Origin of the sequence: Streptococcus oralis, assembly GCF_024399415.1 — a bacterium.
In the GTDB taxonomy this organism is placed as follows: domain Bacteria; phylum Bacillota; class Bacilli; order Lactobacillales; family Streptococcaceae; genus Streptococcus; species Streptococcus oralis_CS.
On sequence record NZ_CP029257.1, the window covers coordinates 1,141,238 to 1,166,896 of the forward strand.

General features: G+C 40.5%; 23 protein-coding genes. 3 read left to right on the forward strand and 20 right to left on the reverse strand.

Annotated elements, in window-relative coordinates; genetic code table 11:
- Positions 1–35: 35 nt before the first annotated feature.
- The 5 genes from ffh to DG474_RS05655 all read right to left on the reverse strand — a co-directional run bounded on the left by ffh (position 36) and on the right by DG474_RS05655 (position 4,859).
- On the reverse strand, positions 36–1,607 hold the full coding sequence (ffh, locus tag DG474_RS05640) for a signal recognition particle protein (protein ID WP_000863609.1): 1,572 nt from the start codon (positions 1,605–1,607) through the stop codon (positions 36–38).
- A 19-nt stretch (positions 1,608–1,626) separates the two neighbouring features.
- Positions 1,627–1,842, reverse strand: coding sequence for a hypothetical protein (locus DG474_RS09590; RefSeq protein ID WP_042902340.1), 216 nt, complete (start codon positions 1,840–1,842; stop codon positions 1,627–1,629).
- Between the two features lie 2 nt (positions 1,843–1,844).
- Positions 1,845–2,177, reverse strand: a complete 333-nt coding sequence (locus tag DG474_RS05645; protein WP_061427218.1) for a putative DNA-binding protein — start codon at positions 2,175–2,177, stop codon at positions 1,845–1,847.
- Between the two features lie 140 nt (positions 2,178–2,317).
- Positions 2,318–3,514: an elongation factor Tu gene (gene tuf, locus DG474_RS05650; RefSeq protein WP_001040723.1), complete on the reverse strand. Its 1,197-nt coding sequence runs from the start codon at positions 3,512–3,514 to the stop codon at positions 2,318–2,320.
- A 235-nt stretch (positions 3,515–3,749) separates the two neighbouring features.
- Entirely contained in the window at positions 3,750–4,859 is a 1,110-nt protein-coding gene (locus DG474_RS05655; protein WP_255777627.1) for an AI-2E family transporter, read from the reverse strand.
- Between the two features lie 104 nt (positions 4,860–4,963).
- Here DG474_RS05655 and pbp3 point away from each other — a divergent pair, with 104 nt between their 5' ends.
- Positions 4,964–6,205 (forward strand): D-alanyl-D-alanine carboxypeptidase PBP3, encoded by a 1,242-nt coding sequence (gene pbp3 / locus DG474_RS05660; protein WP_255777628.1) that lies wholly within the window; start codon positions 4,964–4,966, stop codon positions 6,203–6,205.
- Positions 6,206–6,236: 31 nt separating this feature from the next.
- On the opposite strand, the gene sdbB is transcribed toward pbp3, so the two are convergent.
- From sdbB to DG474_RS05705, 9 genes are all read right to left on the reverse strand, one after another.
- Positions 6,237–6,782, reverse strand: coding sequence for a thiol-disulfide oxidoreductase-associated lipoprotein SdbB (sdbB, locus tag DG474_RS05665; RefSeq protein WP_000755591.1), 546 nt, complete (start codon positions 6,780–6,782; stop codon positions 6,237–6,239).
- Positions 6,783–6,793: 11 nt separating this feature from the next.
- Positions 6,794–7,501 (reverse strand): thiol-disulfide oxidoreductase-associated membrane protein CcdA2, encoded by a 708-nt coding sequence (gene ccdA2, locus DG474_RS05670; RefSeq protein ID WP_125384600.1) that lies wholly within the window; start codon positions 7,499–7,501, stop codon positions 6,794–6,796.
- 127 nt (positions 7,502–7,628) lie between these two features.
- Positions 7,629–8,489: a methionyl aminopeptidase gene (locus DG474_RS05675; RefSeq protein WP_000631558.1), complete on the reverse strand. Its 861-nt coding sequence runs from the start codon at positions 8,487–8,489 to the stop codon at positions 7,629–7,631.
- Positions 8,490–8,504: 15 nt separating this feature from the next.
- Positions 8,505–9,782, reverse strand: a complete 1,278-nt coding sequence (gene spxR, locus DG474_RS05680) for a CBS-HotDog domain-containing transcription factor SpxR (protein ID WP_000033809.1) — start codon at positions 9,780–9,782, stop codon at positions 8,505–8,507.
- Positions 9,775–10,326 (reverse strand): GNAT family N-acetyltransferase, encoded by a 552-nt coding sequence (locus tag DG474_RS05685; RefSeq protein ID WP_001028745.1) that lies wholly within the window; start codon positions 10,324–10,326, stop codon positions 9,775–9,777. Before DG474_RS05685 ends, spxR begins: the two co-directional genes overlap by 8 nt.
- A 15-nt stretch (positions 10,327–10,341) precedes the next feature.
- The gene (murA, locus tag DG474_RS05690; RefSeq protein WP_001227107.1) at positions 10,342–11,601 is read right to left on the reverse strand and encodes a UDP-N-acetylglucosamine 1-carboxyvinyltransferase; all 1,260 of its coding nucleotides are present in this window, start codon (positions 11,599–11,601) and stop codon (positions 10,342–10,344) included.
- 160 nt (positions 11,602–11,761) lie between these two features.
- Entirely contained in the window at positions 11,762–13,267 is a 1,506-nt protein-coding gene (pyk, locus tag DG474_RS05695) for a pyruvate kinase (protein WP_001042815.1), read from the reverse strand.
- 66 nt (positions 13,268–13,333) lie between these two features.
- Positions 13,334–14,341: a 6-phosphofructokinase gene (gene pfkA / locus DG474_RS05700; RefSeq protein ID WP_000820882.1), complete on the reverse strand. Its 1,008-nt coding sequence runs from the start codon at positions 14,339–14,341 to the stop codon at positions 13,334–13,336.
- An 81-nt stretch (positions 14,342–14,422) separates the two neighbouring features.
- Positions 14,423–17,524 (reverse strand): DNA polymerase III subunit alpha, encoded by a 3,102-nt coding sequence (locus DG474_RS05705; protein WP_255777632.1) that lies wholly within the window; start codon positions 17,522–17,524, stop codon positions 14,423–14,425.
- A 414-nt stretch (positions 17,525–17,938) separates the two neighbouring features.
- On the opposite strand from DG474_RS05705, the gene DG474_RS05710 reads away from it, so the two are divergent.
- Together DG474_RS05710 and DG474_RS05715 are read left to right on the forward strand one after the other, a co-directional pair.
- The gene (locus DG474_RS05710) at positions 17,939–20,221 is read left to right on the forward strand and encodes a Xaa-Pro dipeptidyl-peptidase (RefSeq protein WP_255777633.1); all 2,283 of its coding nucleotides are present in this window, start codon (positions 17,939–17,941) and stop codon (positions 20,219–20,221) included.
- Positions 20,222–20,740: 519 nt separating this feature from the next.
- On the forward strand, positions 20,741–21,211 hold the full coding sequence (locus tag DG474_RS05715; protein WP_255777634.1) for an arginine repressor: 471 nt from the start codon (positions 20,741–20,743) through the stop codon (positions 21,209–21,211).
- A gap of 35 nt (positions 21,212–21,246) precedes the next feature.
- Here DG474_RS05715 and DG474_RS05720 read toward each other — a convergent pair whose 3' ends face one another.
- From DG474_RS05720 to DG474_RS05745, 6 genes are all read right to left on the reverse strand, one after another.
- Positions 21,247–21,411: a hypothetical protein gene (locus DG474_RS05720; RefSeq protein ID WP_000502578.1), complete on the reverse strand. Its 165-nt coding sequence runs from the start codon at positions 21,409–21,411 to the stop codon at positions 21,247–21,249.
- Between the two features lie 9 nt (positions 21,412–21,420).
- A complete protein-coding gene (gene obgE, locus DG474_RS05725) occupies positions 21,421–22,731 on the reverse strand; it encodes a GTPase ObgE (RefSeq protein WP_000061637.1) in 1,311 nt (436 codons plus the stop codon).
- 71 nt (positions 22,732–22,802) lie between these two features.
- Positions 22,803–22,937 carry a DUF4044 domain-containing protein gene (locus tag DG474_RS05730; protein WP_000863851.1) on the reverse strand — a complete coding sequence of 45 codons (135 nt, stop codon included), beginning with the start codon at positions 22,935–22,937 and terminating at the stop codon, positions 22,803–22,805.
- Between the two features lie 29 nt (positions 22,938–22,966).
- Entirely contained in the window at positions 22,967–23,155 is a 189-nt protein-coding gene (locus DG474_RS05735; protein WP_000735788.1) for a PspC domain-containing protein, read from the reverse strand.
- 20 nt (positions 23,156–23,175) lie between these two features.
- Positions 23,176–24,501: a glycosyltransferase family 4 protein gene (locus tag DG474_RS05740; RefSeq protein ID WP_061421108.1), complete on the reverse strand. Its 1,326-nt coding sequence runs from the start codon at positions 24,499–24,501 to the stop codon at positions 23,176–23,178.
- Positions 24,502–24,509: 8 nt separating this feature from the next.
- Positions 24,510–25,553 (reverse strand): glycosyltransferase family 4 protein, encoded by a 1,044-nt coding sequence (locus DG474_RS05745; protein WP_193431882.1) that lies wholly within the window; start codon positions 25,551–25,553, stop codon positions 24,510–24,512.
- Positions 25,554–25,659 lie beyond the last annotated feature (106 nt).

Below are 25,659 nucleotides of genomic sequence, written 5' to 3' on the forward strand. Positions count from 1 at the left end.
TTCTTTTTTAGGTAAGCACTTCTGCTTTCCTTTTTTTATTTGCGTTTTTTCTTCGCTTTTTTCATTTTGTTGGCCATGCGTTTCATAGACTGTTTCATAGCAAATTCACCGATTTTACCTTTGAGTCCGCCACCAAACATCTGGCTCATATCTGGCATTCCTGCTCCTCCGAGACCTGACATATCCGGCATTCCACCTTGTCCCATCATGCCTTCAAGGGCAGACATATCCATCCCTCCCATATTTGGCATATTTTTTGGAAGGTTATTTGGATTGATTCCCATTTGCTTCATCATCTTGTTCATATCCCCAGACATGACACCTTGCATGAGCTGTTTGGCTTGATTAAAGTCCTTGATAAATTTATTGACTTCGACAAAGGTATTTCCAGAACCAGCAGCTATACGACGGCGACGACTTGGATTTAACAAATCGGGATTTTCACGCTCCTCAGGTGTCATGGAAGATACAATGGCGCGTTTTCGCGCAATTTGACGCTCGTCCACCTTCATGTTTTGAAGTGCTGGATTGTTGGCCATACCTGGAATCATCTTGAGCAAGTCTTCCATTGGTCCCATATTTTGCACCTGATCCAATTGATCAATGAAATCATTGAAATCAAAGGTGTTTTCGCGCATCTTCTCAGCCATTTCAAGAGCTTTTTGCTCATCGTATTCTTGAGAGGCTTTCTCGATCAAGGTCAGCATATCCCCCATACCAAGGATACGGCTTGACATACGATCTGGGTGGAAGGTTTCGATATCTGTTATCTTTTCACCCGTACCAGTGAACTTGATAGGTTTTCCAGTGATGTGGCGAACAGACAAGGCCGCACCACCACGAGTATCCCCATCAATCTTGGTAAGGATAACCCCAGTCACTTCCAACTGAGCATTGAATTCACGGGCAACATTAGCTGCTTCCTGACCGATCATGGCATCAATGACGAGTAAGATTTCATTTGGCTGAGCCAGTGCTTTAACATCTCGAAGCTCATTCATCAAAAGCTCATCAATCTGCAAACGCCCTGCCGTATCAATCAAGACATAGTCATTGTGATTGGCCTGTGCTTGTTCCAAACCTTGGCGAACAATCTCAACAGCTGGTACTTCTGTTCCAAGTGCAAAGACAGGAACATCAATTTGTTGTCCAAGTGTTTTCAACTGATCAATAGCTGCTGGACGATAAATATCTGCCGCAATCATCAAAGGACGAGCATTTTCTTCCTTCTTAAGTTTGTTAGCCAGCTTACCAGCAAATGTTGTTTTACCAGCCCCTTGCAAACCGACCATCATGATAATCGTAGGAATTTTAGGTGACTTGATAATCTCTGCCGTATCAGAACCTAAAACAGCTGTCAGTTCCTCATCCACGATTTTGATAATCTGTTGGGCAGGATTGAGGGTATCAATGACCTCGTGTCCGACTGCACGTTCACGAACCTTCTTGATAAAGTCCTTTACAACAGGCAAAGCAACGTCGGCTTCAAGCAAGGCCAAACGAATCTCTTTGGTTGCTTCCTGGACATCAGCCTCAGATATTTTTCCTTTTTTACGTAGATTTTTAAAGACGTTCTGTAAACGTTCTGTTAAACTTTCAAATGCCATTTTTTTCTCCTATGTTTCATTAATTCGGTGGAAAACGTCCAAAATCTTGTAAACAAACAAGTTCTTCTGGAGTGACTTCTTTCATTATCTCATTTGGATATCCCCAACAGCTAAATCCCTCTTGAAGAGCTCGAGAGATAGAATCAGACGAGAGGATTTGTAGCCTTGTTGGAAAAGGAGTCTCAGCCGCTAATAGTTTACAGGGTATACCTTTGTAGATGACTATACTCCCCATACTTATTCTCTATTATCAATACTTGTTAAAATTTCTATCTGCTCCAGCAGAAAGTCATCCTTGGGATAACGCTCTAAGATCTGGTCAAAAATCTGACTGCGGACAATGTAGTCGGAATACATGTGCAGTTTCATCTCATAATCTTCTAGAATCTTTTCCGTACGCTTGATATTGTCATAGACAGCCTGACGACTGACACCGAACTCCTCAGCAATCTCAGCAAGACTATAATCATCAGCATAATAGAGTTCAATATAGTTCATCTGCTTGTCTGTCAAAAGCGCCGCATAAAATTCAAAAAGGGCGTTCATACGATTGGTTTTTTCGATTTCCATAACTTTTATTATACCAAAAAAACGATTATACTGCTAGAGTAGAAGCACTTCAAATAAAGTAAGAAGAAAAAAGAACCTTGCAAGGCAAGATTCTTTTAGTGTCTGACTTAAATAATTGTTCTTCTGGGAACTTAATCGAATTAAGCTTCGATTTCTGTAACCATACCTGAACCAACAGTACGTCCACCCTCACGGATAGAGAATGTAGTACCTTGTTCTACGGCGATTGGGTGGATCAACTCAACGTCGATAGTCACGTTATCACCAGGCATTACCATTTCAGTACCTGCTGGAAGTTCGATTGAACCTGTAACGTCAGTAGTACGGAAGTAGAATTGTGGACGGTAGTTGTTGAAGAATGGAGTGTGACGTCCACCTTCTTCTTTAGTAAGGATGTAGACTTCACCTTTAAATTTAGTGTGTGGGTTGATTGAACCTGGTTTAGCGATAACTTGTCCACGTTCGATTTCGTCACGTTGAACACCACGAAGAAGGACACCTACGTTATCTCCTGCAAGACCTTCGTCAAGTTGTTTACGGAACATTTCAACACCAGTAACAACTGCTTTTGAAGTTTCTTCTTTGATACCAACGATTTCGATTTCGTCGTTGACACGAACAGTACCACGGTCGATACGTCCTGAAGCAACTGTACCACGTCCAGTGATTGAGAATACGTCCTCGACTGGAAGAAGCAATGGTTTGTCAGTGTCACGTTCTGGTTCTGGGATGTACTCATCAACAGTGTTCATCAATTCCATGATGATGTCTTCGTATTTAGAGTCACCTTCAAGAGCTTTAAGAGCTGAACCTTGGATAACTGGAAGATCGTCACCTGGGAAGTCGTATTCTGAAAGAAGGTCACGGATTTCCATTTCAACCAATTCAAGCAATTCTTCGTCGTCAACCAAGTCGATCTTGTTCATGAAGACGATAAGGTGTTTAACACCAACCTGACGTGAAAGAAGGATGTGCTCACGAGTTTGTGGCATTGGTCCGTCAGTTGAAGCTACTACAAGGATAGCTCCGTCCATTTGAGCGGCACCAGTGATCATGTTTTTAACGTAGTCCGCGTGTCCTGGAGCGTCGATGTGAGCGTAGTGACGTTTTTCAGTTTCGTACTCAACGTGTGCAGTGTTGATAGTGATACCACGTTCGCGTTCTTCTGGAGCAGCATCGATAGACGCATAGTCTTTAGGTTGGTTAACTGATGAAGGCAAGCGACGTGCCAAAACAGTTGTGATAGCTGCAGTTAGGGTAGTTTTACCGTGGTCAACGTGTCCAATAGTACCAATGTTAACGTGTGGTTTACTACGATCGTATTTTTCTTTTGCCATTTGAGTAAAAGCCTCCAATAAAATATATTTTATAGATAGACAGTAGGCAATACAGTCTAACTTTCCTTACTATTTTATCAAATTTCTGCTAAATTGCAAGTGTTTTACACATATTTTGTGAATTAATCTAAATCTTATCAAATCCTGTTCTTCTGCTTCTTTATGGCAATATAAATTCAAACTTATTTTGTTTGGAAGATAGTCTTTTCATCAAAAAAATCAGGTCTCCCTGATTTTAATTTGATTCTGTTTTTTCCAGTTCCTTAGCTTCTTTATGATTTTCATATAATTTCGCTAGGAACTTAGTAATTTCTTTAAAAATGGAGTAAGTAGGTACTGCTACGACCATCCCTATGACACCGTAGATATTACTTGACAGTAAAAGGAGCACTAAAATCGTAATCGGATGTACATTCATAACTCCTCCAACGATACGTGGATAGAGAACATTCCCATCAATCTGTTGAATAATAAGCATATAAGCAACCGCAATCAACATACGATGAGGATCTGTGAACACATTGGCAATCACCATTGGAATCAAGCCAATACTTGGACCAACATAAGGAATCAAATTTGCGATTCCAGAGAAAATAGCAAAAACTAGGGCGTACTTTAATCCGATAACGCTATAGCCAATATAGGCTAAACATCCAATAATAACCGCATCAATCGCAATTCCACTGATATAGCGTGCTATAGTTGTATTGAGATTGGTTAAAAGGCTAGAAAGATTCAATTTGTCATGTTTTAAGACGGTACGTTCCAACATTGGTAGCAACTTATGACCATCCAACAAGAAATAAATCAAGAATACAGGGGTCATAATGAGAATCAGAACCGTACTAAATAAAGCTGAAAGGACACTTCCTAAACTGTTGCTGACGCTATTAAGGATATTCTGGAGGATATCCACATAGGAGAGATTCAGTTGTTGAATTGTTTGTTGAATATCAATATTTTGGAAGACTGGATTCATGGACAAATCGATGATCAAATCTTGTAGTCTACTATAGATGTTTTGACTAGAAATAATCAAGCTGGTCAACTGATTAATCAAAATCGGCAAGAGATAAACGACCCCCACAACGATAGCACCAATCAAAGCACAAAGAGTGACCAAGACACCAATTAGACGATTGATCTTACATCTTTTCTCTAAGAAAGTTACGATTGGATTTGTCAGGTAGTAGAAAAATCCCCCCAATAAGAATGGGATCATAATCGTATTGATAACTGTGACAAAGGGAGCAATGATGGCTCCCATCTCTCTCCAAAGATAAAAAATAATGGTTAATAGTAAGATTTCGGCTGTCCAAAAAAATAATTTGTTTCTACGGAACATAGGTATCCTCCTTCTCTCTATTTTACCATATTTCTTAAAAAGATAAGATGGCTTTAGTAAAAAAGCGAGAATATTTTTTTTCTTTATGATAAAATAAAGCTAATATGAAAAAAATAATTTTATCTTTTATGACACTTTTAATTTTTGGAACAGCTTCCACTGTTTCTGCTCAGGAGTTTGATGTTGCTGCTAAACATGCTATTGCTGTCGAGGCTACAACTGGAAAAATCCTCTATGAAAAAGATGCAAATCAGCCTGTAGAAATTGCTTCTATTACAAAACTGGTTACAGTTTATCTGGTCTATGAAGCTCTGGAACAAGGAACTATCAGCCTATCTACACCTGTTGATATTTCGGACTATCCTTACAAACTTACAACTAATTCTGAGGCGAGTAACGTCCCTATGGAAGCTCGAAATTATACTGTTGAACAACTATTAGAGGCTACAATGGTATCCAGTGCAAACAGCGCTGCCATTGCACTAGCAGAAAAGATTGCTGGTTCTGAGAAAGACTTTGTAGACAAAATGAGGGCTAAACTTCTTGAATGGGGAATTCAAGATGCAACTATTGTAAACACAACTGGTTTAAATAATGAGACCCTTGGCGATAATATCTATCCTGGTTCTAAAAAAGACGATGAAAACAAGTTGAGTGCCTACGATGTTGCAATCGTCGCTCGTAACCTCATCCGAGATTATCCTCAAGTTTTGGAAATTACCAAAAAACCAACTTCTACCTTTGCAGGACTTGAAATCCACTCAACCAACTATATGTTGGAGGGAATGCCTGCCTATCGTGGTGGTATTGATGGACTAAAGACAGGTACTACTGATAAAGCTGGTGCTTCATTCGTTGGAACAACTGTCGAGAAAGGGATGCGTATTATTACAGTTGTTTTAAATGCAGATCAACAAGATACCAACCCTTATGCGCGTTTTACCGCAACTTCTGCACTTTTAGATTATATTTCTGCAAATTTTGCCTTAAAAACCGTCGTTCAGAAAGGTGAAGCATACAACGATAGTAAAGTAACAGTTCTGGATGGTAAAGAAGATAATGTGACAGCTGTTGCTAAGTCAGACATTTCCATCGTCCAACGCATCGGAAGCGGTACTACACCAGCCCTCCAATTCACACCGAAATCAACATCAGAAATGGCTCCATTAGAAGAAGGCAAGGTTGTTGGTACTCTAACCTATGATGATCAGGATTTGATTGGCCAAGGTTATCTTACTTCCGACAAACCATCTTTTGAAATGGTTTCTGAAAAGAAAGTAGAAAAAGCCTTCTTTTTGAAGGTTTGGTGGAATCAATTTATCCGCTTTATCAATGAAAAATTATAAAAAAATCGCGATTTTCTTCGCGATTTTTTCTTTATTTCATTTCTTTAAAAGCCGCTTCTGCATCAGCATTGCTAATAGCACCAAATTGGATTTTTCCGATTTTACCTTGACTGTCAATCAAGTATTCTGTTGGAATACTACGAATTTGGTAGGCTTGGAAGGTAGTTGCTTGCGTATCATATAGAACTGGAATATCCTTGTAGCCTTGTTCTTGGTACCATTTTGGAAAGTCTTGAACTGTTTTTTCACCTTGTAGACCAGGTGCAATGACACTCAAGATTTCAAAGTCTCGATCTTGTTTGGCAGCTAATTCCATCAGCTCAGGCATGCTTTTTTTACATGGTCCACACCAGGAAGCCCAGAATTTCAAATAGACCTTTTTCCCTTTATAATCTGATAACTTGACTTCTTTGCCATCCATAGACTGCAAGGTAAAGTCTGGCGCATCCTTACCGACTGCGATTTGTTGAACAGCAGGTTGTTTTGGACTGCTTGTCTGTTTGGTTTCTTTTTCACCACAGGCAATCAATAAGAATAGAGACATGAGGCTCAATCCAGCAAAAATAACTTTTTTCATTTTTTCTCCTTTTATCCAAGAATTCCTGACAAGGCATTTAATTGCCCTAGCATTAATAATAATCCCATCAAAATAATCAAAGCTCCCCCGATTTTCTTTAGTAGAATCATATGGGGTTTTAATTTACTAAAATAGGGCATAATCCAGCCCGAAGCCAAGGCCAAAACAATGAAAGGAAGGGCCATTCCCAATGTGTATACTAATGTTAACACAGCTCCTTGCCAAGCACCACTGCCACCTGAAGCTGCTAGGGCCAAGACTGAACTTAAGACTGGTCCGATACAAGGGGTCCAACCAAAACTAAAGGTTATCCCAAGTAAAAAGGCTGACAGATAGTGATTAGACTTTGATTGTTTGAAGGTGACTGTCTTTTGAACCTCCAGTTTATTGAAATGCAAGATTTCCATCTGGTGAAGTCCTAAAAGAATAATGACTATTCCCATAGCATAACGAAACCAGTCTGCATAGAGCATGTGCCCTAGGAATCCAGCTCCAAATCCCAAAATAAAGAAAATGAGGGAGATTCCTGCAATAAAGCACAAGGTTCGAATTAAACCAGACCATGCAACGTCTCTTCCAAAAAAGCGAAAGCTTTTCGAATCTCCCTGATCATCCAGTAAAATACCAGCATAAACAGGTAGCAAAGGAAAGATGCAGGGTGAAAAGAAGGACAGAATACCTGCTAAAAAAACGGATACTAGAAATATAATCGACTCCAACGAATTACCTACTTTCTCAAAATTCTAATCCTATTTTACTACAAAAGAATAAATTTGTAAGAAGTCTGCTACGCTTATTTGTTTTGACTAAAGTTGACACAAAAAAAGGAGCTAAGCTCCTTTCATTTTAATACGTTCCTTCTTCACCTTGACTAGTCAAGATAACAGGACCGTCTTTGGTAATCACGAACTGATGTTCATATTGGCAAGACAGGCCGCCATCTATAGTCTTATGAGCCCAGCCAGTCTTCATATCTGTATCAATTTCCCAGTCTCCAGTATTGATCATGGGTTCAATGGTTAGTACCATTCCTTCACGGAGACGGAGTCCACGACCTGCAATACCGTAGTTAGGAACCATTGGCTCCTCGTGCATAGTTGGACCAACACCATGACCAACCAAATCACGTACGACACCATAACCGCGACTTTCAGCGTATTCTTGAATGGCTGCACCGATATCACCGATACGATTGCCAACAACTGCTTGCTCAATTCCTTTATACATAGCTTCCTTGGTCACGTCCATCAGGTTTTTCACTTCTTCAGACGGTGTACCAACCGCATAAGCCCAACATGAGTCTGCTAAACCACCAGTATAACTTTGGGTGTATTTTTTCATTTGCTCAACATTGTTGAAGTTGAGTTTAGATACATTAAGGTCGGATTTGGCAATCGGACCTCCCAGTACCATATCAACCTTGAGCAAATCGCCATCTTTCAAGATGTAATGACGTGGAAAAGCGTGAGCTACTTCGTCGTTGAGAGAGCAACAAGTGGCATAGGGGTAATCCATGACTGCACCATCTACTCCAATCTGTAGAGGAAGGAAATTTTCCTCTTTACAACGACGACGAACGTACTCTTCAACTTCCCACATATCCACGCCTGGCTTAATCAAATCACGTAAGCCGATATGGATACTTGCTAGGAAATCACCAGCCTTGTCCATGGCTTCGATTTCACGTGCTGATTTTAAAGTTATCATTTTTTCTCCTAGATTCTAATTAATTTTAACCGTAACATTTGCTTTTGAAACAATCTGATGACCATGATAAATATCATAATCAATAATAGCTGAGCGTCTCGTGTGGTGAATAATCCGAGCCTGAATCCGCAGAGTATCATCTATCTGTACAGCCTGCAAGAAATAAATCAACATCTGTTCAATGATGAGATTACGTCCGCTATTGACAACGAGGTCTTGGGTCATATGGTTGAGGATTTCAGCCAAGACTCCATTAGCAAGGACCCCATTTTTCTCCAACATGAAAGGCTCAACAGTAATGACGACCTCATCATGATGATAAGAGAGTTTTTGCCCGATTTGCTCGGAGAAAGTCGGCAAAGCTGAAACTTGGGAACGACTCATCTTTTCCATGACATCTCGTCGTGTTACGACACCGAGTAAGGTTTGGTTACTTCTGACAACGGGAACCATCTCAAAGTCTTCTGCAATCATCCGTTGACTGACATTGGCAATATTGGTCGCTAAACCTGTTACGAAGATACTTCGTGTCATCACCTTGTCAATCGTTGTACTGGGAGACTTGTCTCCTGCGTCACGCATGGTAACAACTCCAACAACCACTTGGTGTTGGTTAATGACTGGGAAACGACTACTTCTGTTCTTACGGACCAAGTCTAGATAATCTTTGACCGTATCCGTTTCTCTCAAAAAACCATACTCATGACTGGGACGATAGAGCTTTTCGACTGTCAGAATATCGGTTTTGATTTGAACATTTGAGAGGGCTTTGTTAATCATGGTCGCTACTGTAAAAGTGTCATGTTTACTTCTTAGAACTGGAATCCCTTTTTTATTAGCCAACTCAAGAACATCGTCCTGCACATGAAAACCACCTGTTACAAGGACTGCATTTTCATTTTCCAAGGCTAAAAGTTGAATGCGAGTGCGGTCTCCTACGATCAAAAGACCACCATCATGGAGATAGGACAGGATATTTTGCTCTGTCATAGCTCCAATGGAGAATTTGCTAAACTCTCTCTCCAACCCTTCCTGACCAGCTAAAACTTCAGATGAGGTGACCTCAGCGATTTCAGCATAGGTAAGCCGCTCAATAGCCACTTTCTGGGACTTGACTCGTATGGTTCCACTACGTGGCCGAGTTTCAACAATTCCACGATTTTCAGCTTCTTTGATAGCTCGGTAGGCTGTTCCGTCACTAACACCTAGGTGATTTGAAATACTACGAACACTAACTCTCTTCCCAATTGGTAACTCTTCCAGATAGGACAAAATTTCCTGGTGTTTACTCATTGAATTCTCCTTTTATGTATCGAAATTCAAGATAGTCCCTCATTTTTCGTGTATAGCGATCGCTCCCCTTAAACTGTCGTACGAGGCTAAAGCCCGATTTTAAGGCTACTTTTTGACTAGCTTGATTCTCCAAATGAGTGATGATGGATAATTGTTTTAAACCAAATTCTTCAAATGAAAGCTGACATAGCTTGGTAACCACTTCAGTCATAAAACCTTGTGACCAAGAATCTTTTTTTAGGAAGTAACCAATTTCTGCTTCTTTTTTGATTTCATCGATTTTTTCAAATTTAATGGAGCCAATCATTTCCTGATTTCCTTGGAGACAAATTGCCCAAACACCCAGAGGATTCTTCATAAAATAGTTAGCAAGGGCGTACTGACTTTCTTCCAAACTTGCTTGACTGGGAAAAATAAACTGTAAATTCTCAGGGTTTGAAGCAATCTCGAAAAACGCTTGACTGTCACTAAAAAAGAAAGGACGCAAATACAAGCGCTCCGTTTCAAAAAAAGAAAACATTGCTAATTTGGTCCAAATATTCATAATCACCTCAACGGCTTAGTCTTCAACGAGTGTAATATCCGCTCCAAGACTACGCAATTTTTCAATAATATCTGAGTAGCCACGAAGGATAAACTCAATATTCGTAATTTCAGTCTGGCCTTGAGCCATCAAGCCGGCGATGACAAGTGCAGCACCAGCTCGCAAGTCTGTAGCTTTTACACTTGCCCCGTGTAAGTTACGACCACCGTTGTAAATAATGTGATCGTTTGTAGTCGTAATATCCGCATCCATTTTTGCTAACTCAAAGACATGATTAACACGTTTCTCATAAATCGTATCAATAATAGTTCCACGACCTTGGGCAGTTAGTAAAAGTGGCGTGATAGGCTGTTGCAAATCGGTTGCGAACCCTGGATAGGGAGCTGTTTTGATATTGATGGCCTTCAAATCAGACTGTTCTTCAACGAAGATACTGTCTTCTGAGACCGTCATACGAACGCCCATTTCCTCTAGTTTGGCGATAAAGCCTTCTAAATGTTCATAGAGAACGTTGTTAATGCGAATTCCTTTTCCTACCGCCGCAGCAAGTGAAATATAGGTTCCAGCTTCGATACGGTCTGGAATAACCTGATGACGCGTTCCATGAAGTTTCTCGACACCATCAATAATGATAATATCAGTTCCTGCACCACGAATATGGGCCCCCATGTTGTTCAAAAGGGTAGCAACATCGATAATTTCCGGTTCACGAGCCGCATTTTCAATGACAGTACGCCCCTTAGCTTTAACCGCAGCAATCATCGTGTTAATCGTTGCTCCAACGCTGACGGTATCCATGTAAATACTTGCGCCATGAAGCCCCTTACCTTGGGCAGATAAATTCATATTATCTCCCTCATAGCTGACCTTAGCACCCATGGCTTCAAAGGCTTTTAAGTGAAGGTCAATCGGACGAGGTCCCAGATCACATCCACCAGGAAGTCCAACTGTAGCTTCACCAAAGCGACCTAAAAGACTTCCGTAGAAATAATAAGAAGCACGCAAGCTATTAATCTTGCCATAAGGCATAGGAATGTTTTGAACACCTCTTGGATCAATCTCCAAGACATCATCATAACGCTTAACAGTCGCCCCCATAATCTCCATAATTTCGACAAGACTAGCAACGTCTGAAATATCTGGAACACAATCTAAAGTGACAATATCATCTGATAAGATAATAGCTGGAATAAGCGCTACAACACTATTTTTAGCACCACTAATGGTGATCTCACCTTGCAATGGACGTCCACCATTGATGACAATTTTTCTCATGTTTTACTCTTTCAAAATTTACTAAAAAGGTCTTTTCGTTCTATTATACCATAATTTTCAGTTTTTTCCCATTCCTATTTACTAAATACCATCTCATTTTGATAAAAAAAGACCTATCACTCAAGCTTTTCAGCCTGAAATGATAGGTTTTTGTGTTAGATTAGCGTACAGTGCGGATGCGCATTGTGTTTGTACGAACAGCTTCGCCAAGTGGTACACCTGCAACGATAACAATATCATCACCAGATTCTACCAAACCTTGCTCAACTGCAATTCTTTCAGCGAGATCAAACATATCATCAGTGTTTGATGGGCGATCAGTGGTTACTGGAATAACTCCCCAGTTAAGCATCAAACCACGCTCAGTCAATTCATCGAAAGTGATTGCCAAGATATCAGCATCTGGACGGTATTTAGAAATCAAACGAGCAGTGTGACCTGTCTTAGTAAGAGTAACCACCAACTTGATATTCATAGAATTTGTCGCATCCTTAACAGCTGAAGCCATAACCTCAGTCTTAGAATTACGTGACAAGTTAACAGATGACAAGCGACCGTATTCTTTTAAAAGAGTTTGAGCATTCTTGTCAATTGTTGCCATTGTACGAACAGACTCAAGTGGATATTTACCATTTGCAGACTCACCTGAAAGCATTGTAGCGTCGGTTCCGTCGATAACAGCGTTAAACACATCTGATACTTCTGAACGCGTTGCACGTGGTTTTTCAGTCATAGTTTCAAGCATGTTTGTTGCTGTGATAGCGACTTTACCAGCTGCATTTACTTTTGTAATAATCATTTTTTGGTAAACTGGAACCATTTCGAATGGTACTTCAATACCCATGTCACCACGGGCGATCATGATACCGTCAGCAGCTTCAATGATTTCATCCAAGTTGTCAATACCTTGTTGGTTTTCGATTTTCGCAAACAATTGAACGTGACCATTACCAGTTTCTTCACAGATTGCACGAACTTCGTTAACGTCTTTCGCAGTACGTACAAATGAAATCGCGATGAAGTTGATACCTTGTTCCAAACCGAAACGGATATCATCGTTATCACGTTCAGCAAGAGCTGGGAAAGGAATTTTAGTGTTAGGGATGTTTACACCTTTTTGTTTAGCGATAATTCCGTCGTTTTCAACTTCAACTTCAAACTCACGAGTTGCATCGTCTTTTGCAACAACGCGAAGACCCAATTTACCATCGTCAACCAATACTTGACGACCAACTTCAACATCATCGTAGATATCAAGAGCACCAGCAACGTTCAAAGCAATCACTTCACGAGTTGATTTGATTCCTTGTTTAGTTGCAACACGGATTTTTTCACCAGTTTTGTAAGAGTACTCTTTTGCGTCACCTTCAAACAATTCTGTACGGATTTCAGGTCCTTTAGTATCAAGAAGGAAACCAACTTTTTTACCTGCAAGTTTTTCGGCAAGTTTAACAGTTGCCATACGCTCACCTTGTTCTTGGTGGTCACCGTGTGAGAAGTTGAAACGGAAAGTGTTTGCTCCTGCTTCAATCAGTTTAGCAATGTTTTTAGCTGAAGCTTCAACATCAAGTTTTTCACCCCAGTATCCGTCTTCACCGAATTTTTTACCACCACGGATTTCAACCGCAGGACCTAAAGTTGCAACGATTTTTACACGTTTGTTCATGATTTTTGTGACTCCTTTATATAATTCGACCTTTTATGGTCATGTTACCAAATTAATGAAAGTTGATTAGGACAAGCTCTTGTTCAAAGCAGAAAGTTCAAGATCAGCTTTATGAGGGTTGTTAACAATAATCTTACCTTCTGCAGTTAAGCTAAACAAAGCTCCTTCTTCTGCTGTACCAAGGATTGGATTCTCAACCATTTTTTCGTTACGGATACCAACAGCGACACCACCGATTCCTTGTTTAAGGAGTTTAACAGCGTGTGCCCCCATACGTGATGCCAATACACGGTCACGCGCAGTTGGTGATCCACCACGTTGGATGTGACCAAGTTCTGTTACACGAAGGTCACTAGTGTCTCCTGCTTCTTTTAGTTTTTGACCAAATTCAGCTGCTGACATAACACCTTCTGCCAAAACGATAATGTTGTGTTTTTTACCGTGCTCATAACCAGCTTTGATACTAGCTACGATATCTTCCATCTTGAAGCCTTCCTCAGGGATGATAATTTCATCAGCACCAGTTGCGATACCAGCCCAAAGAGCGATATCACCAGCGTTACGTCCCATTACTTCAACAACGAAAGTACGACGGTGACTTGATGATGTATCACGAATCTTATCAATCGCATCCATTGCAGTCGTAACTGCAGTATCAAATCCGATTGTAAAGTCAGTCCCTACGATATCGTTATCGATTGTACCTGGAAGTCCAATAGCAGGGAACCCATGTTCCGTCAAGCGCATAGCTCCGTGATAAGAACCGTCTCCACCGATAACTACGACTCCTTCGATACCGTGTTTTTTCAATTGCTCAATCCCTTTAAGTTGGCCTTCAAGTTGTGCAAACTCAGGGTAACGAGCAGAGTGAAGGAAAGTACCACCACGAGAAATGATGTCTCCTACTGAAGCAGCATCAAGTGGATAAATTTCACCGGCAACCATACCAGCGTACCCATCATAGATACCAAAAACTTCCATTCCTTCTGAGATTGCTTGGCGAACTACTGCACGGATGGCAGCATTCATACCAGGGGCGTCTCCACCACTGGTCAAAACAGCAATACGTTTCATTTGGTTTATGCTCCTTTTTCTTTTAACATTCTTACTGATTATACCACATTTAAATCGAAAATTCTTCTATTTTCCGTATTTTTAGCGATAAATCGTTTTCATAGCAATTCCCTCTAATTTTTCCTCTAGAGCAGAATCTTTTCTTACAAAATGTTGTGTAGAAACAACCGTTTTTCCTTCCTCTTCATACCTGATAATGACAGGGATTGGGCCTTTGTATTGTTCTAGGATATTTGAAATCTCTTTATCATTTTCATGATTTTTAACTTGAATCCAGAATCGTTCCGCCACTGCTTCTTTCAAATCTTGTGCAATCATTTGCAGACGACCATCTCGAGATTGAACTTTGCCATTGATGTAGTAAAATTTCCCTTCGGATAAATTGGAAGCAAATTTTCTATATTGGTCTGAAAATACAGTTACATCCATCCGAGACTTACTATCATGAACCTGTAGAAAAGCCATACTCTCGCCTTTCTTGGTTCGAATCACTTTAATCTTTTGCACTTCAACTAGGAGAGTGGCTTGAGCTCCCTCGGTTAGATTAGTGATTGGAGTGGTCGGATATAGGGCTTGTTTGGCAAGAGTTTGGAGAGGATGGGGACTGATACCTACCCCAATCAGTTCCTGCTCTTTGTAAAATTTCTCTGCCTCAGTAAAATCATCAGCTTCAGTCCAACTATAATTTGTATCCGCAAAGAGTCCACCTAACTCCTCAACAAAGACAAATAAGTTTGGTAGGTTCACTAAGATTTTCTGGCGATTCTTGTCAAATTCATCAAAAAGTCCTAGTTCAACCAAAGGCGTCAAAAGCGACAATTTCTTGTAATTCTTGGGAAGACGTGTGACAAAATCTTCAATGCTTGAGAAAGGACGATTTTCAATAATCCAGTAAGACAAATCTCTTGGCATTCCCTTAATGGCTTTTAGACCAAGATAGATTTTCTTCTTAGCAATTTTATCATGATAGGGAATGCTGTTGATTGCTAAGGGAGCTACTTCAAAGCCCATCTGCAATGCATCTACAATGTAATCACTGCTAGAATAGTTCAACATAACTTGAAAGAAAATAGCAGGATAGTGTGTCTTGAAATAAGCTAGTTGGAATGCCAGTGCTGAGTAGGCATAAGCGTGGGATCGGTTAAATCCATAGCCTGCAAACTTTTCCATCACTGCAAAAACTTGGTTGGCCTTTTCTTCTGTATGCCCCAATTTCATAGCTCCTGTGATAAAATCTTCCTTCATCAGATGCATCTCTTTGGCATTTTTCTTACCCATGGCACGTCTGAGAATGTCGGCTTTACCAAGACTGAATCCTCCAAAGCGTTGAGCTACCTGCATAACCTGCTCTTGATAGAGCATAATACCGTAGGTTGATGAAAGGATGTCTTCTAAGGCAGGGTCTAACACCGTCACCTTTTCTTTACCATGCTTACGAGCGACAAAATTATCAATATAATCACTTGCCCCCGGTCTATTGAGGGATGTCGTTGCTACTACCTCTTCAAAGACTTGCGGCTGAACTCGTTTCAAGAGCCGAATGGCGCCAGGTTGTTCAAATTGGAAAATCCCCTTGGTATTTCCAGCAGCAAAGAGGGCCAGAGTTTCTTTGTCTTCCAAATCAATATCTTCGATTTTTAGATGAACTCCCGCTGACTCCGCAAGCAATTCCTGCATTTTTTGGACAAAAGTCAGGTTACGTAAACCGAGGAAATCCATTTTTAGAAGTCCATTGGCTTCAACACCATGAGCATCATACTGAGTGATGAGCATATCCTCACCATATTTGAGCGGGATATAGTCTGTCAGATCTTGGTCACTCATAACGACCCCAGCGGCATGGATAGAGGTCTGACGAGGATACCCTTCAATCTTTCGAGCAATCTCAAAAGCTTTTTGATATTCAATCTTACTATTGATGATCTGCCTAAACTGTAAATTCTTTTCATAGGCTGTCGTTAGCGTATCTCGAAAACTGATTTTTTTCGTAATATTGGTTAATTCATACTCTGGAACACCATAACGTTTAAAAACATCACGAATTGCCTGTTTTGCTCCAAAGGTCGAATAAGTGACAATCTGTGCCACGTGTTGACTGCCATAGCGATCACGAACATAGCGAATGAACTCCGGCCTATAAAGGTCAGGGATGTCGATATCAATATCAGGCATGGTGTAGCGCTCACGATTTAAAAAGCGCTCGAAAATCAAGTTCTTCTCGACCGGGTCAATTCCTGTAATATCCAGTGAGTAAGCCACCAGACTACCAACAGCAGAACCACGCCCCATTCCCATATAGTAGCCTTGGGAGCGTCCAAAACGGAGCAAATCCCAAACTACAAGGAAATAATCGTCAAAGCCCATATCATGAATCACAGCCAATTCCTCATTCAGTCGCTCATGGTAAATAGCTGAGGTCAACCCCTTGTCACTCAAGCCTTGCTCAGCCCTCTCTCGAAGTTCTTCTACTGCTGGTCTTTCAGGATTAAAGCGAGGAAGTTTTAAACTTGGGTCGATTTGATAGCTTACATTCTCTATCAAACCTTGGAGATTGGCAAGCGCCTGAGGGAAGTGATTCATAAAACGTGCTTCCAAGTCTGAGGCAGGTAGAAAGATTCCCTGTTGTGAATGCACATCCACTTCTCTCAGACTGACATTGTCCTTGACTGCTGACAAGATTTGTAAAACTTGAATATCTTCTTTTTCAAAAGAGTTGACCTGATAGAGTGGAAGAATGGGTCTAGTAAAGACTTCTTGAGAAGTATCTGGACTGACACCGATAAAATAATCATGCCCCAAATCCAGCTGTTCGACCCCATTGAAATAGGGAACAATAATGGCCACATCTTCGAGGTGGGAGGTGAAGTCAGACCATTTTTTCCGTCCAGTCATTTTTAAAGTGGATAACTTCATCAACTCTTGATAACCTTTAGTGGATAGGGCTAGAAAACGTAGAGAGAGATTCTCCTCATCTTTGAGCAAGGTCATTTCTAAACCAATTAAAGGTTGAATGCCATGCTTACGAGTTGCTTCTAGAAAATGATAGGCTCCATAGAGATTATCCACATCCATGATAGCAAGGTGAGAATAGCCGTATTCTTTAGCCATTTGTACATATTTTTCAATCGAAACCACACTTTCCATAAAACTATAAACAGTCTTGGTGTCGAGCTGTGCAATCATTTCTTCTCCTCCTTGCTTTCGTTTTACTACTATTATACCATTTTAAGCTGGATATTGAAGCAACTCTGCACTTTCTTTTCAATATCCTCAGTTACAAACTTCTTCTCTCATTACTGTTAAATTCTTCATTTTTCAAAGGAAGAAAATAAAAAATTAATATTATATAATAGTTTTAAATGTAAATTTAGATATATTTATACCAAACGAAGAATAATAAAGATAGGAGTTATATGCAGTTTTACATATAAAAATCTCTAGAAAAAGGCTTACTCCTATGGTATTTATTCAGCATTTTATAATAACTTACCAAATAGATATGCTGGTTTAAGAAATTTATTTCATTTAAGTTTATTTATTCCATTTTTCCCTCTTTTTTGATATAATAAATCCAGTCTGTTTTCAAAGGAGAGAAACATGCGTTTTAATCAATTCAGCTATCAACCAACCACTAGTTCTCAACGATTTGCAGAATTAGAAGGTCTTGGTCTAAAGCTGTCACCCCAACTGTCCTTAAAAAGACAGTTTGAAGACTTCATTCGTTGGAGTTTTTTCACTTATTCTAACACGGATTATGCCTTGTCGACTTTGGCTGCGGATAAAGAAACAGATTTAGTAACCTTTTTCCAGTCAGACCGTGAGTTAACTGCAGAGATTTTCTACACAGTAGTTTTTCAACTTTTAGGATTTAGCTATCTTGTTGACTTTGAGGATGCCGAACAGTTTCGTAAAGAAACTGCTTTTCCTATTGTTTATGGAGATCTCATTGAAAATCTTTATCAATTGCTCAATACGCGAACGAAAAAAGGAAATACGCTTATCGATCAGCTTGTTAGTGATGGACTCATTTCAGAAGACAATCACTACCACTACTTTAACGGTAAGAGCTTAGCAACCTTCTCTACTCATGATGTCATTCGTGAAGTCGTGTATGTCGAGAGTCGTGTGGATACTGATAAAGACGGACTCCCTGACTTAGTCAAGGTCAGCATTATTCGCCCGCGTTATGATGGACAGATTCCTTCAGTCATGACTGCCAGCCCTTATCACCAAGGGACCAACGATAAAGCCAGTGACAAAGCTCTCTACAAAATGGAAGGAGAGCTTGAGGTCAAACCGCCCCACATCATTGAACTTGAGGAACCTAAGCTGAATTTAGTCGAACCTCATGGTCAAGCAGAAGTCGTCTTAGAAGCTGAAGAAAAGCTATCTCATATCAATAGCTCATACACACTCAATGACTACTTCCTCCCACGTGGATTTGCCAATCTCTATGTATCAGGTGTTGGAACCAAAGATTCTCAAGGTCTCATGACCAATGGTGACTACCAGCAGATTGAGGCCTATAAAAATGTCATTGATTGGCTCAATGGTCGTTGTCGTGCTTTCACAGACCACACGCGCAAGCGCCAAATCAAGGCTGACTGGTCAAACGGCAAAGTCGCAACAACAGGTATTTCCTATCTAGGTACCATGTCCAATGGTCTCGCCACCACTGGTGTTGATGGCTTGGAAGTGATCATCGCAGAAGCAGGTATTTCCTCTTGGTACAACTACTATCGGGAAAATGGTCTAGTGACCAGCCCAGGGGGCTATCCAGGTGAGGATTTTGACTCACTTGCTGAATTGACCTACTCTCGCAACCTCCAAGCTGGTGACTATATTCGTGGCAATGAAGCTTATCAAGCAGACTTAGAAAAGGTTAAAGAGAAACTCGATCGCAAGACTGGTGACTACAATCAGTTTTGGCATGACCGCAACTATCTGCTCAATGCTCACAAGGTTCAAGCTGAGGTCGTCTTTACGCATGGTTCCCAGGATTGGAACGTCAAACCTCTTCATGTTTACCAGATGTTTCATGCCCTTCCTAGCCATATCAATAAGCACCTCTTTTTCCATCATGGTGCCCATGTTTATATGAATAACTGGCAGTCGATCGACTTCCGCGAGTCCATGAATGCCTTGTTAAGTATGAAATTGTTAGGACTTGACTCAAGCTACCAACTTCCGACTGTCATTTGGCAGGACAATATCGCACCGCAAAAATGGCAAGGTCTTGATAACTTTGGCAAACAGGATGAACTGCATACCTTCTCTCTTGGTAATGAGGAAAAAGTGATTCAAAACCAGTATGATCAAAAAGATTTTGATCGTTATGGTAAGACTTACCAGACCTTCAACACCGAACTTTACCAAGGAAAAGCTAATCAGATCACCATTGACCTTCCAGTAAGTCAAGACATTCACTTAAATGGGCGAGTAGAGCTAAAACTTCGTGTCAAATCAAGTACAAACAAGGGCTTATTATCAGCCCAACTGCTAGAACTTGGACAAAAGAAATATCTACAGCCTTATCCAGCCGTCTTAAGTGCTAGAACCATTGATAATGGTCGTTACCACATGTTAGAAAATCTCTGTGAACTACCATTCAACCCAAGTGCCCAACGTGTCATCACCAAAGGCTACCTTAATCTTCAAAATCGAACCAATCTCTTGACGATTGAAGAAATCCAACCAAATGAATGGATGGACTTCAAGCTAGAGCTTCAACCAACTATCTACAAACTTAAAGAAGGAGATACTGTCCGTTTGGTTCTCTATACAACAGACTTTGAGATTACAATTCGAGATAATACAGACTATCACTTGACTGTTGATTTAGCACAGTCTAGTCTTATCCTACCTTGTCAAAAGGTATAATCTACCAGACTTTCAATATGGAAGGATTCAAAGGAAAAGTCAATGAATTTGACCATTGAACTTCCTATAACCAAAGTTTTCCACTTGAACAGTCGAATCAAACATAAACTTTGTATCAAATCCAGTTCATCTGAAAGCATTTTAGAAGCCCCTAGACGGAACTTGGACAAAAGATACTCCCTCTAACCAACATGTGTAACCATTTATCATACACGCTACCAGACCACATGTTGGAAATCTCTGTGAATTACATTTAGAGTAAATTCACAAAACGCCGTGACAAAAAGCTACCCAAATTGAATGATTCACTGTCATTAAAGAACATCAATGTAGATGAACGAATCGCTACCCAGTTTATCTGCACGCAACTAGTGACAAGTTAAAAGAAGGAGAATCTCTCCATCTAGTTCTTTATCTTACTGACTTTGAAATCATCATACATGACAATACCGCCTACCACCCGACTGACATTTTCGTTCAGTCCACGCTACTGTACCTTGTAAAAGGAGTACTTACTTTATGAACAAATCAGAACATCGACACCAACTTATCCGCGCCCTCGTTTCAAAAAACAAAATCCACACTCAAGCAGAATTACAAGCCTTATTAGCGGAAAATAATATCCAAGTTACTCAGGCTACCCTATCACGCGATATCAAAACCATGAACCTTTCAAAAGTGCGCGAAGAGGATAATTCTTACTATGTGCTAAATACAGGCTCTATCTCCAAATGGGAAAAACGTCTTGAAAACTATATGGAAGACGCTCTTGTTATGCTGCGTCCTGTGCAACACCAGGTTATTTTGAAAACTTTGCCCGGTTTAGCCCAATCGTTTGGATCTGTAATTGATTCCTTGGCCTTTCCAGATATCGTTGCAACCCTTTGTGGAGATGACGTCTGCATGATTATCTGTGAAGATGCTACAAAAGCGCAAGCTTGTTTTGAAAGTCTTAAAAAATATGCACCGCCATTTTTCTTTAATGAATAAAACAAATCCCGTGATTAAAAGATCACGGGAATTTTTTATTTCTTTGACTGTGTTTCTTCTTTCTTTGTACGCGCCAATCGAAGAGCACGTTTAGGATTTAGACGATTAAACAATTCTTCTAGTTTCTTTTCATTCCACACATCTGCTGCAGAAACAAAATTTCCATCTGCATCTCGGAATGATATCGGTTTATCTCCCATATCAATCTCCTAGTCTACAAATTCAAACTCAAATTTACCGATGCGAACCAAATCACCATCTTTGGCTCCACGTGCACGAAGGGCTTCGTCAACACCCATACCACGAAGCTGACGGGCAAACTTCATGACCGATTCGTCACGGTCAAAGTTGGTCATGTTAAAGAGTTTCATGAGTTTTTCACCAGAAAGTACCCATGTCGCATCATCATCACGACTAATCTCAAATGCTTTTTCTTCCTCGTCAAAGCCATAGTAAGCCTCTTCTTCCATATCGGATTCATCATAAATCGGGAATTCTGGAGTCTTGTCTAACAACTCGGCTGTCGCGTCCAAAAGAGTCGCCAACCCTTGCTTGGTCAATCCAGAAATTGGGAAGATGGCTGGAAGTTCCTCAAACTCATCGTAGTTTGCAGCCAACTTTTCCTTGAAAGTTTTAAGATTTTCCTGACTTTCAGGCATATCCATCTTGTTGGCTACAATGATCTGCGGACGTTCCATGAGACGAAGGTTATAGGATTCCAATTCCTTATTGATCGCAAGGTAGTCCTCATAAGGATCACGTCCTTCACTAGCTGACATATCGATGACATGGAGGATAACTCGTGTACGTTCAATATGACGAAGAAACTGGGTTCCAAGACCAACACCTTGACTGGCCCCTTCAATCAAACCTGGAAGGTCCGCCACGGCAAAGGATTCACCTGACTGCGTACGAACCATGCCCAGATTAGGCACAATCGTCGTAAAGTGGTAAGCACCAATTTTAGGTTTAGCTGAAGTGATAACACTAAGCAAAGTTGACTTTCCAACAGATGGGAAACCGACCAAGCCAACATCCGCTAGAATCTTCAATTCCAGTTGCAACTCACGTTCTTGACCTGGTTCTCCATTCTCAGAGATTTCAGGTGCAGGATTTTTTGGTGTTGCAAAACGGATGTTTCCACGACCACCTCGACCGCCATGAGCCACGATAAATTCTTGACCATGTTCAATCAAGTCTGTAATAACCTTACCTGTTTCCGCATCACGTACAGTAGTCCCCTGTGGCACGCGAACACGTAGATCTTCTGCACCACGTCCGTGCATTCCTTTGGTCATTCCTTTTTCACCGGAATCAGCCTTGAAATGACGGTTATAGCGGAAATCCATCAAGGTACGTAAGCCTTCGTCTACCACGAAAACAACGTTACCTCCACGTCCACCATCACCACCCCAAGGACCGCCATTAGGGACATATTTTTCACGGCGAAAGGCAACCATGCCATCGCCACCATTACCAGCCTTGACCTTAATCTTGGCTGTATCTAAAAACATACTCATATTTTCTTCTCACTTTAAAAAGGCTGGGGAGAACCCAGTCATTAGTTATTGTTTCTATCCTCGTAGCTTGCTTAGAATCTGCTAAAAGCTCCAAGCGCAGTTGCAAAGATACCAGCAAGGGTTACAAACAACATGATGAGCACGACAACAAGTGTCACCTTTTCAAACAATGTTTTTTTGCGTTTTCCGTTATCTCCAAAAGCCATAACTTCTCCTTTTTCTATATAATTCTAATTTAATATTCTGATGAAACTGGTGCAATCAACCATAAAATGATATAAGCAAGGACTCCTGTCCCATAACAAAATGCAAGAACAGCCCAAATGACACGAACAATTGTTGGATCAATATCAAAATAATGAGCAACTCCTGCGCATACTCCACCAATTTTTTGATCTTTTCCGCTTCTCATTAATTTTTTCATTTTTTCTTCCTCTTATTCTATTATTTGAATTCGTCTCTCCAATAATCTCTGATGCTAGACAATTGTTTTCGAGACGCTCTTAAAATACGCTTGGATTCTTTTACTGGGCTTGTAACAGCTTGTTGAGGTAGATAGAGAATCGTTTTTAAGAAGCGCTGAGTGACAGGTTGTCCATCATGTAGCTCATGTTCAAAGTTATTTGAGATAATGGCATCAAGGTAAAACTCATGAACTCGTTTCCCAAAATTTTCAGCCGAAATCTCGTACAACTTATCAGCCAACTTTTGTTCAGACATATCAGGAGTAGCGATCAATGCTTCAAGGATAGCGCCCGCAAGCTCTCGTTCTCCATAGTAGAGGGTCCCAAACATTTTATCATTGATCAGATTTTCAAGATAGGGATTGCCATGAGCAATAACAGGCGTTCCACTGGCTAGACTTTCTAGATAGGTTAAACCCTGAGTTTCACTCGTAGAGGCTGAAATAAAGAAATCAGCTGCTTTATAGTACAAGGCTGTCTCACTCGGAGCAATCATACCTGTAAAAATCACATGTTTTTGTATGTTTAATTTCTCTGCTTGTTCTTTCAGACTGTCCAGATAAGGTCCGTCTCCAGCAACAACCAACTTCACCTTGTCTTCTTCTTTCAAAACCTGCGCAAAGGCAGCTAAGACTGCTTGGATATTCTTCTCATAAGAAATACGCGAAAGACTCAGCAGCATTTTCTCACCTTCCTGAATACCCAACTTCGAACGAAGTTCTTGCAAGTTTTCCTCTTTGATCTCAGGTCGTTCAAACTTAGCCAGCTCAATTCCAGTTGGGATGACACGCTTTTCAACCTTGACTTTGTATTTAGATAAAAGGTCACGAACAATCTCACTAGGGCAAATCACGCCATCTACATCATGAAGGAAGCCACGCACCAAATATTTTACCATACTCGGACGAATTAGCATGCCCTTAGCAATGTAATGCACATAGTCTTCATACTGGGTATGGTAGGTATGAATAACTGGAATTTTCAATTCTCTCGCAATCCAAATCCCTAACAAACCAAGTGAAAATTCTGTCTGGGTATGAATGATATCGAGTTGATACTGCTTGGCAATTTCAAGCGCCTTTGTAAAACCTCGGTAGGCAAATCGTCGATCCTTAAATGCAAAGAAAGGGACACTCGGAATGCGAATAATTTGCCAATCCTCGTATCGGTTCACGTCTTTATCAGTTGTTGTAAAGATAAAAACTGCATGCCCCTGCTTTTCAAGCTCAGTTTTCAAGGTCCGAATACTAGTCGCGACCCCGGAAACCTGAGGGAAATAGGTATCTGTAAATAAACCAATTCGCATAAATTACCTCACTTTTTGCCCAAAGCAGCCTGTTCTCGATAAAATTTTAACCAGATTTCCAACAAATGCTCCTCAGAGTACTCTTTGGAGATCTCGCGAGCTTTTTCTTTCAAGTCCTTTAAGGCTTCAGGGTCATTCTTGTATTCTAGGATTGCTTCTCTCATCTCGGAAACATCACTTGTAGCACGATAATTCCCATCAAGAATAACCTTATATAAATCCAAGTCCCTCAACATAATAGGAGCCTCGCAACTAGCGGCCTCTAAGATAGTCATAGGGAATAATTCATTGTAACTTGGTAGCAAGAATAGATCCGCCATAGCGTAAAGTTCCCGCATCCGTTCCGGTGACACAATCCCAGGGAAAATAAGATTTTCAGGTGGATTGTCCATTATCTTCTTGTAGCGTTCATAACCATCCGTCATCCCACCAAATGAAAAACCACCTGCCCAGATAAAGGTAATTTCTGGCAATTCCTCAGCAAGACGGATAAAATCATCAATTCCTTTACGTTTCTGAACCTGACCCGCACCGATTACGACAAACTGATCTTCCGCAAGATCCATTTCCTTCCGGAGTTGTGCAACCTGTTCAGTTGGTAATGGATGCCATTTTTCTTTATTTACAAAGTTTGGAATATAAGTTACTTTTTCACGCGGAATACCAGCAGCCACTAAATCCTCGATAAACATAGGATTGACCACCACCAAGTGTTCCATTCGGTTGTAAAAGGAAAAAACATAGCGTTTGACAATTCCTTTTAGGAAAAATGGAATCTTCAAACTCCCCTCAAGCGTATCAGGCAAAAAATGCACATAGCCAATTTTTCTCCCAGAGCGTTTCTTTTGGAAAGTAGATAAATAATAGGGGAAATCAATGGTATGAAAGTGAGTTACATCCGCTTCTACAGGAAGATTCTCTGTAACAATCAACTGATCTTTGGCATCACGGTGAAGGAGACTAACCAATTCTCGATAAGCTCCTGACACTCCTTGACCAGCTACTTTTTCACTTGAACTCAGCATATTAATACGCAATTTTTCGTTTTCCATACCTTTCATTATACCATTTTATTTCCAGAAAATCAGCAAAAGAAAGAAGAGACCAAAGGAAAAAGGATAAAATTACCTTATTTTCCAATCGTCTCTTTCATTTTTT

Bases quoted from the DNA above. Each gene is read 5' to 3' on its own strand.
- ffh (WP_000863609.1), bottom strand. From the start codon at position 1,607: ATGGCATTTGAAAGTTTAACAGAACGTTTACAGAACGTCTTTAAAAAT.
- DG474_RS09590 (WP_042902340.1), bottom strand. From the start codon at position 1,842: ATGGGGAGTATAGTCATCTACAAAGGTATACCCTGTAAACTATTAGCG.
- DG474_RS05645 (WP_061427218.1), bottom strand. From the start codon at position 2,177: ATGGAAATCGAAAAAACCAATCGTATGAACGCCCTTTTTGAATTTTAT.
- tuf (WP_001040723.1), bottom strand. From the start codon at position 3,514: ATGGCAAAAGAAAAATACGATCGTAGTAAACCACACGTTAACATTGGT.
- DG474_RS05655 (WP_255777627.1), bottom strand. From the start codon at position 4,859: ATGTTCCGTAGAAACAAATTATTTTTTTGGACAGCCGAAATCTTACTA.
- pbp3 (WP_255777628.1), top strand. From the start codon at position 4,964: ATGAAAAAAATAATTTTATCTTTTATGACACTTTTAATTTTTGGAACA.
- sdbB (WP_000755591.1), bottom strand. From the start codon at position 6,782: ATGAAAAAAGTTATTTTTGCTGGATTGAGCCTCATGTCTCTATTCTTA.
- DG474_RS05675 (WP_000631558.1), bottom strand. From the start codon at position 8,489: ATGATAACTTTAAAATCAGCACGTGAAATCGAAGCCATGGACAAGGCT.
- spxR (WP_000033809.1), bottom strand. From the start codon at position 9,782: ATGAGTAAACACCAGGAAATTTTGTCCTATCTGGAAGAGTTACCAATT.
- DG474_RS05685 (WP_001028745.1), bottom strand. From the start codon at position 10,326: ATGAATATTTGGACCAAATTAGCAATGTTTTCTTTTTTTGAAACGGAG.
- murA (WP_001227107.1), bottom strand. From the start codon at position 11,601: ATGAGAAAAATTGTCATCAATGGTGGACGTCCATTGCAAGGTGAGATC.
- pyk (WP_001042815.1), bottom strand. From the start codon at position 13,267: ATGAACAAACGTGTAAAAATCGTTGCAACTTTAGGTCCTGCGGTTGAA.
- pfkA (WP_000820882.1), bottom strand. From the start codon at position 14,341: ATGAAACGTATTGCTGTTTTGACCAGTGGTGGAGACGCCCCTGGTATG.
- DG474_RS05705 (WP_255777632.1), bottom strand. From the start codon at position 17,524: ATGATTGCACAGCTCGACACCAAGACTGTTTATAGTTTTATGGAAAGT.
- DG474_RS05710 (WP_255777633.1), top strand. From the start codon at position 17,939: ATGCGTTTTAATCAATTCAGCTATCAACCAACCACTAGTTCTCAACGA.
- DG474_RS05715 (WP_255777634.1), top strand. From the start codon at position 20,741: ATGAACAAATCAGAACATCGACACCAACTTATCCGCGCCCTCGTTTCA.
- DG474_RS05720 (WP_000502578.1), bottom strand. From the start codon at position 21,411: ATGGGAGATAAACCGATATCATTCCGAGATGCAGATGGAAATTTTGTT.
- obgE (WP_000061637.1), bottom strand. From the start codon at position 22,731: ATGAGTATGTTTTTAGATACAGCCAAGATTAAGGTCAAGGCTGGTAAT.
- DG474_RS05730 (WP_000863851.1), bottom strand. From the start codon at position 22,937: ATGGCTTTTGGAGATAACGGAAAACGCAAAAAAACATTGTTTGAAAAG.
- DG474_RS05735 (WP_000735788.1), bottom strand. From the start codon at position 23,155: ATGAAAAAATTAATGAGAAGCGGAAAAGATCAAAAAATTGGTGGAGTA.
- DG474_RS05740 (WP_061421108.1), bottom strand. From the start codon at position 24,501: ATGCGAATTGGTTTATTTACAGATACCTATTTCCCTCAGGTTTCCGGG.
- DG474_RS05745 (WP_193431882.1), bottom strand. From the start codon at position 25,553: ATGGAAAACGAAAAATTGCGTATTAATATGCTGAGTTCAAGTGAAAAA.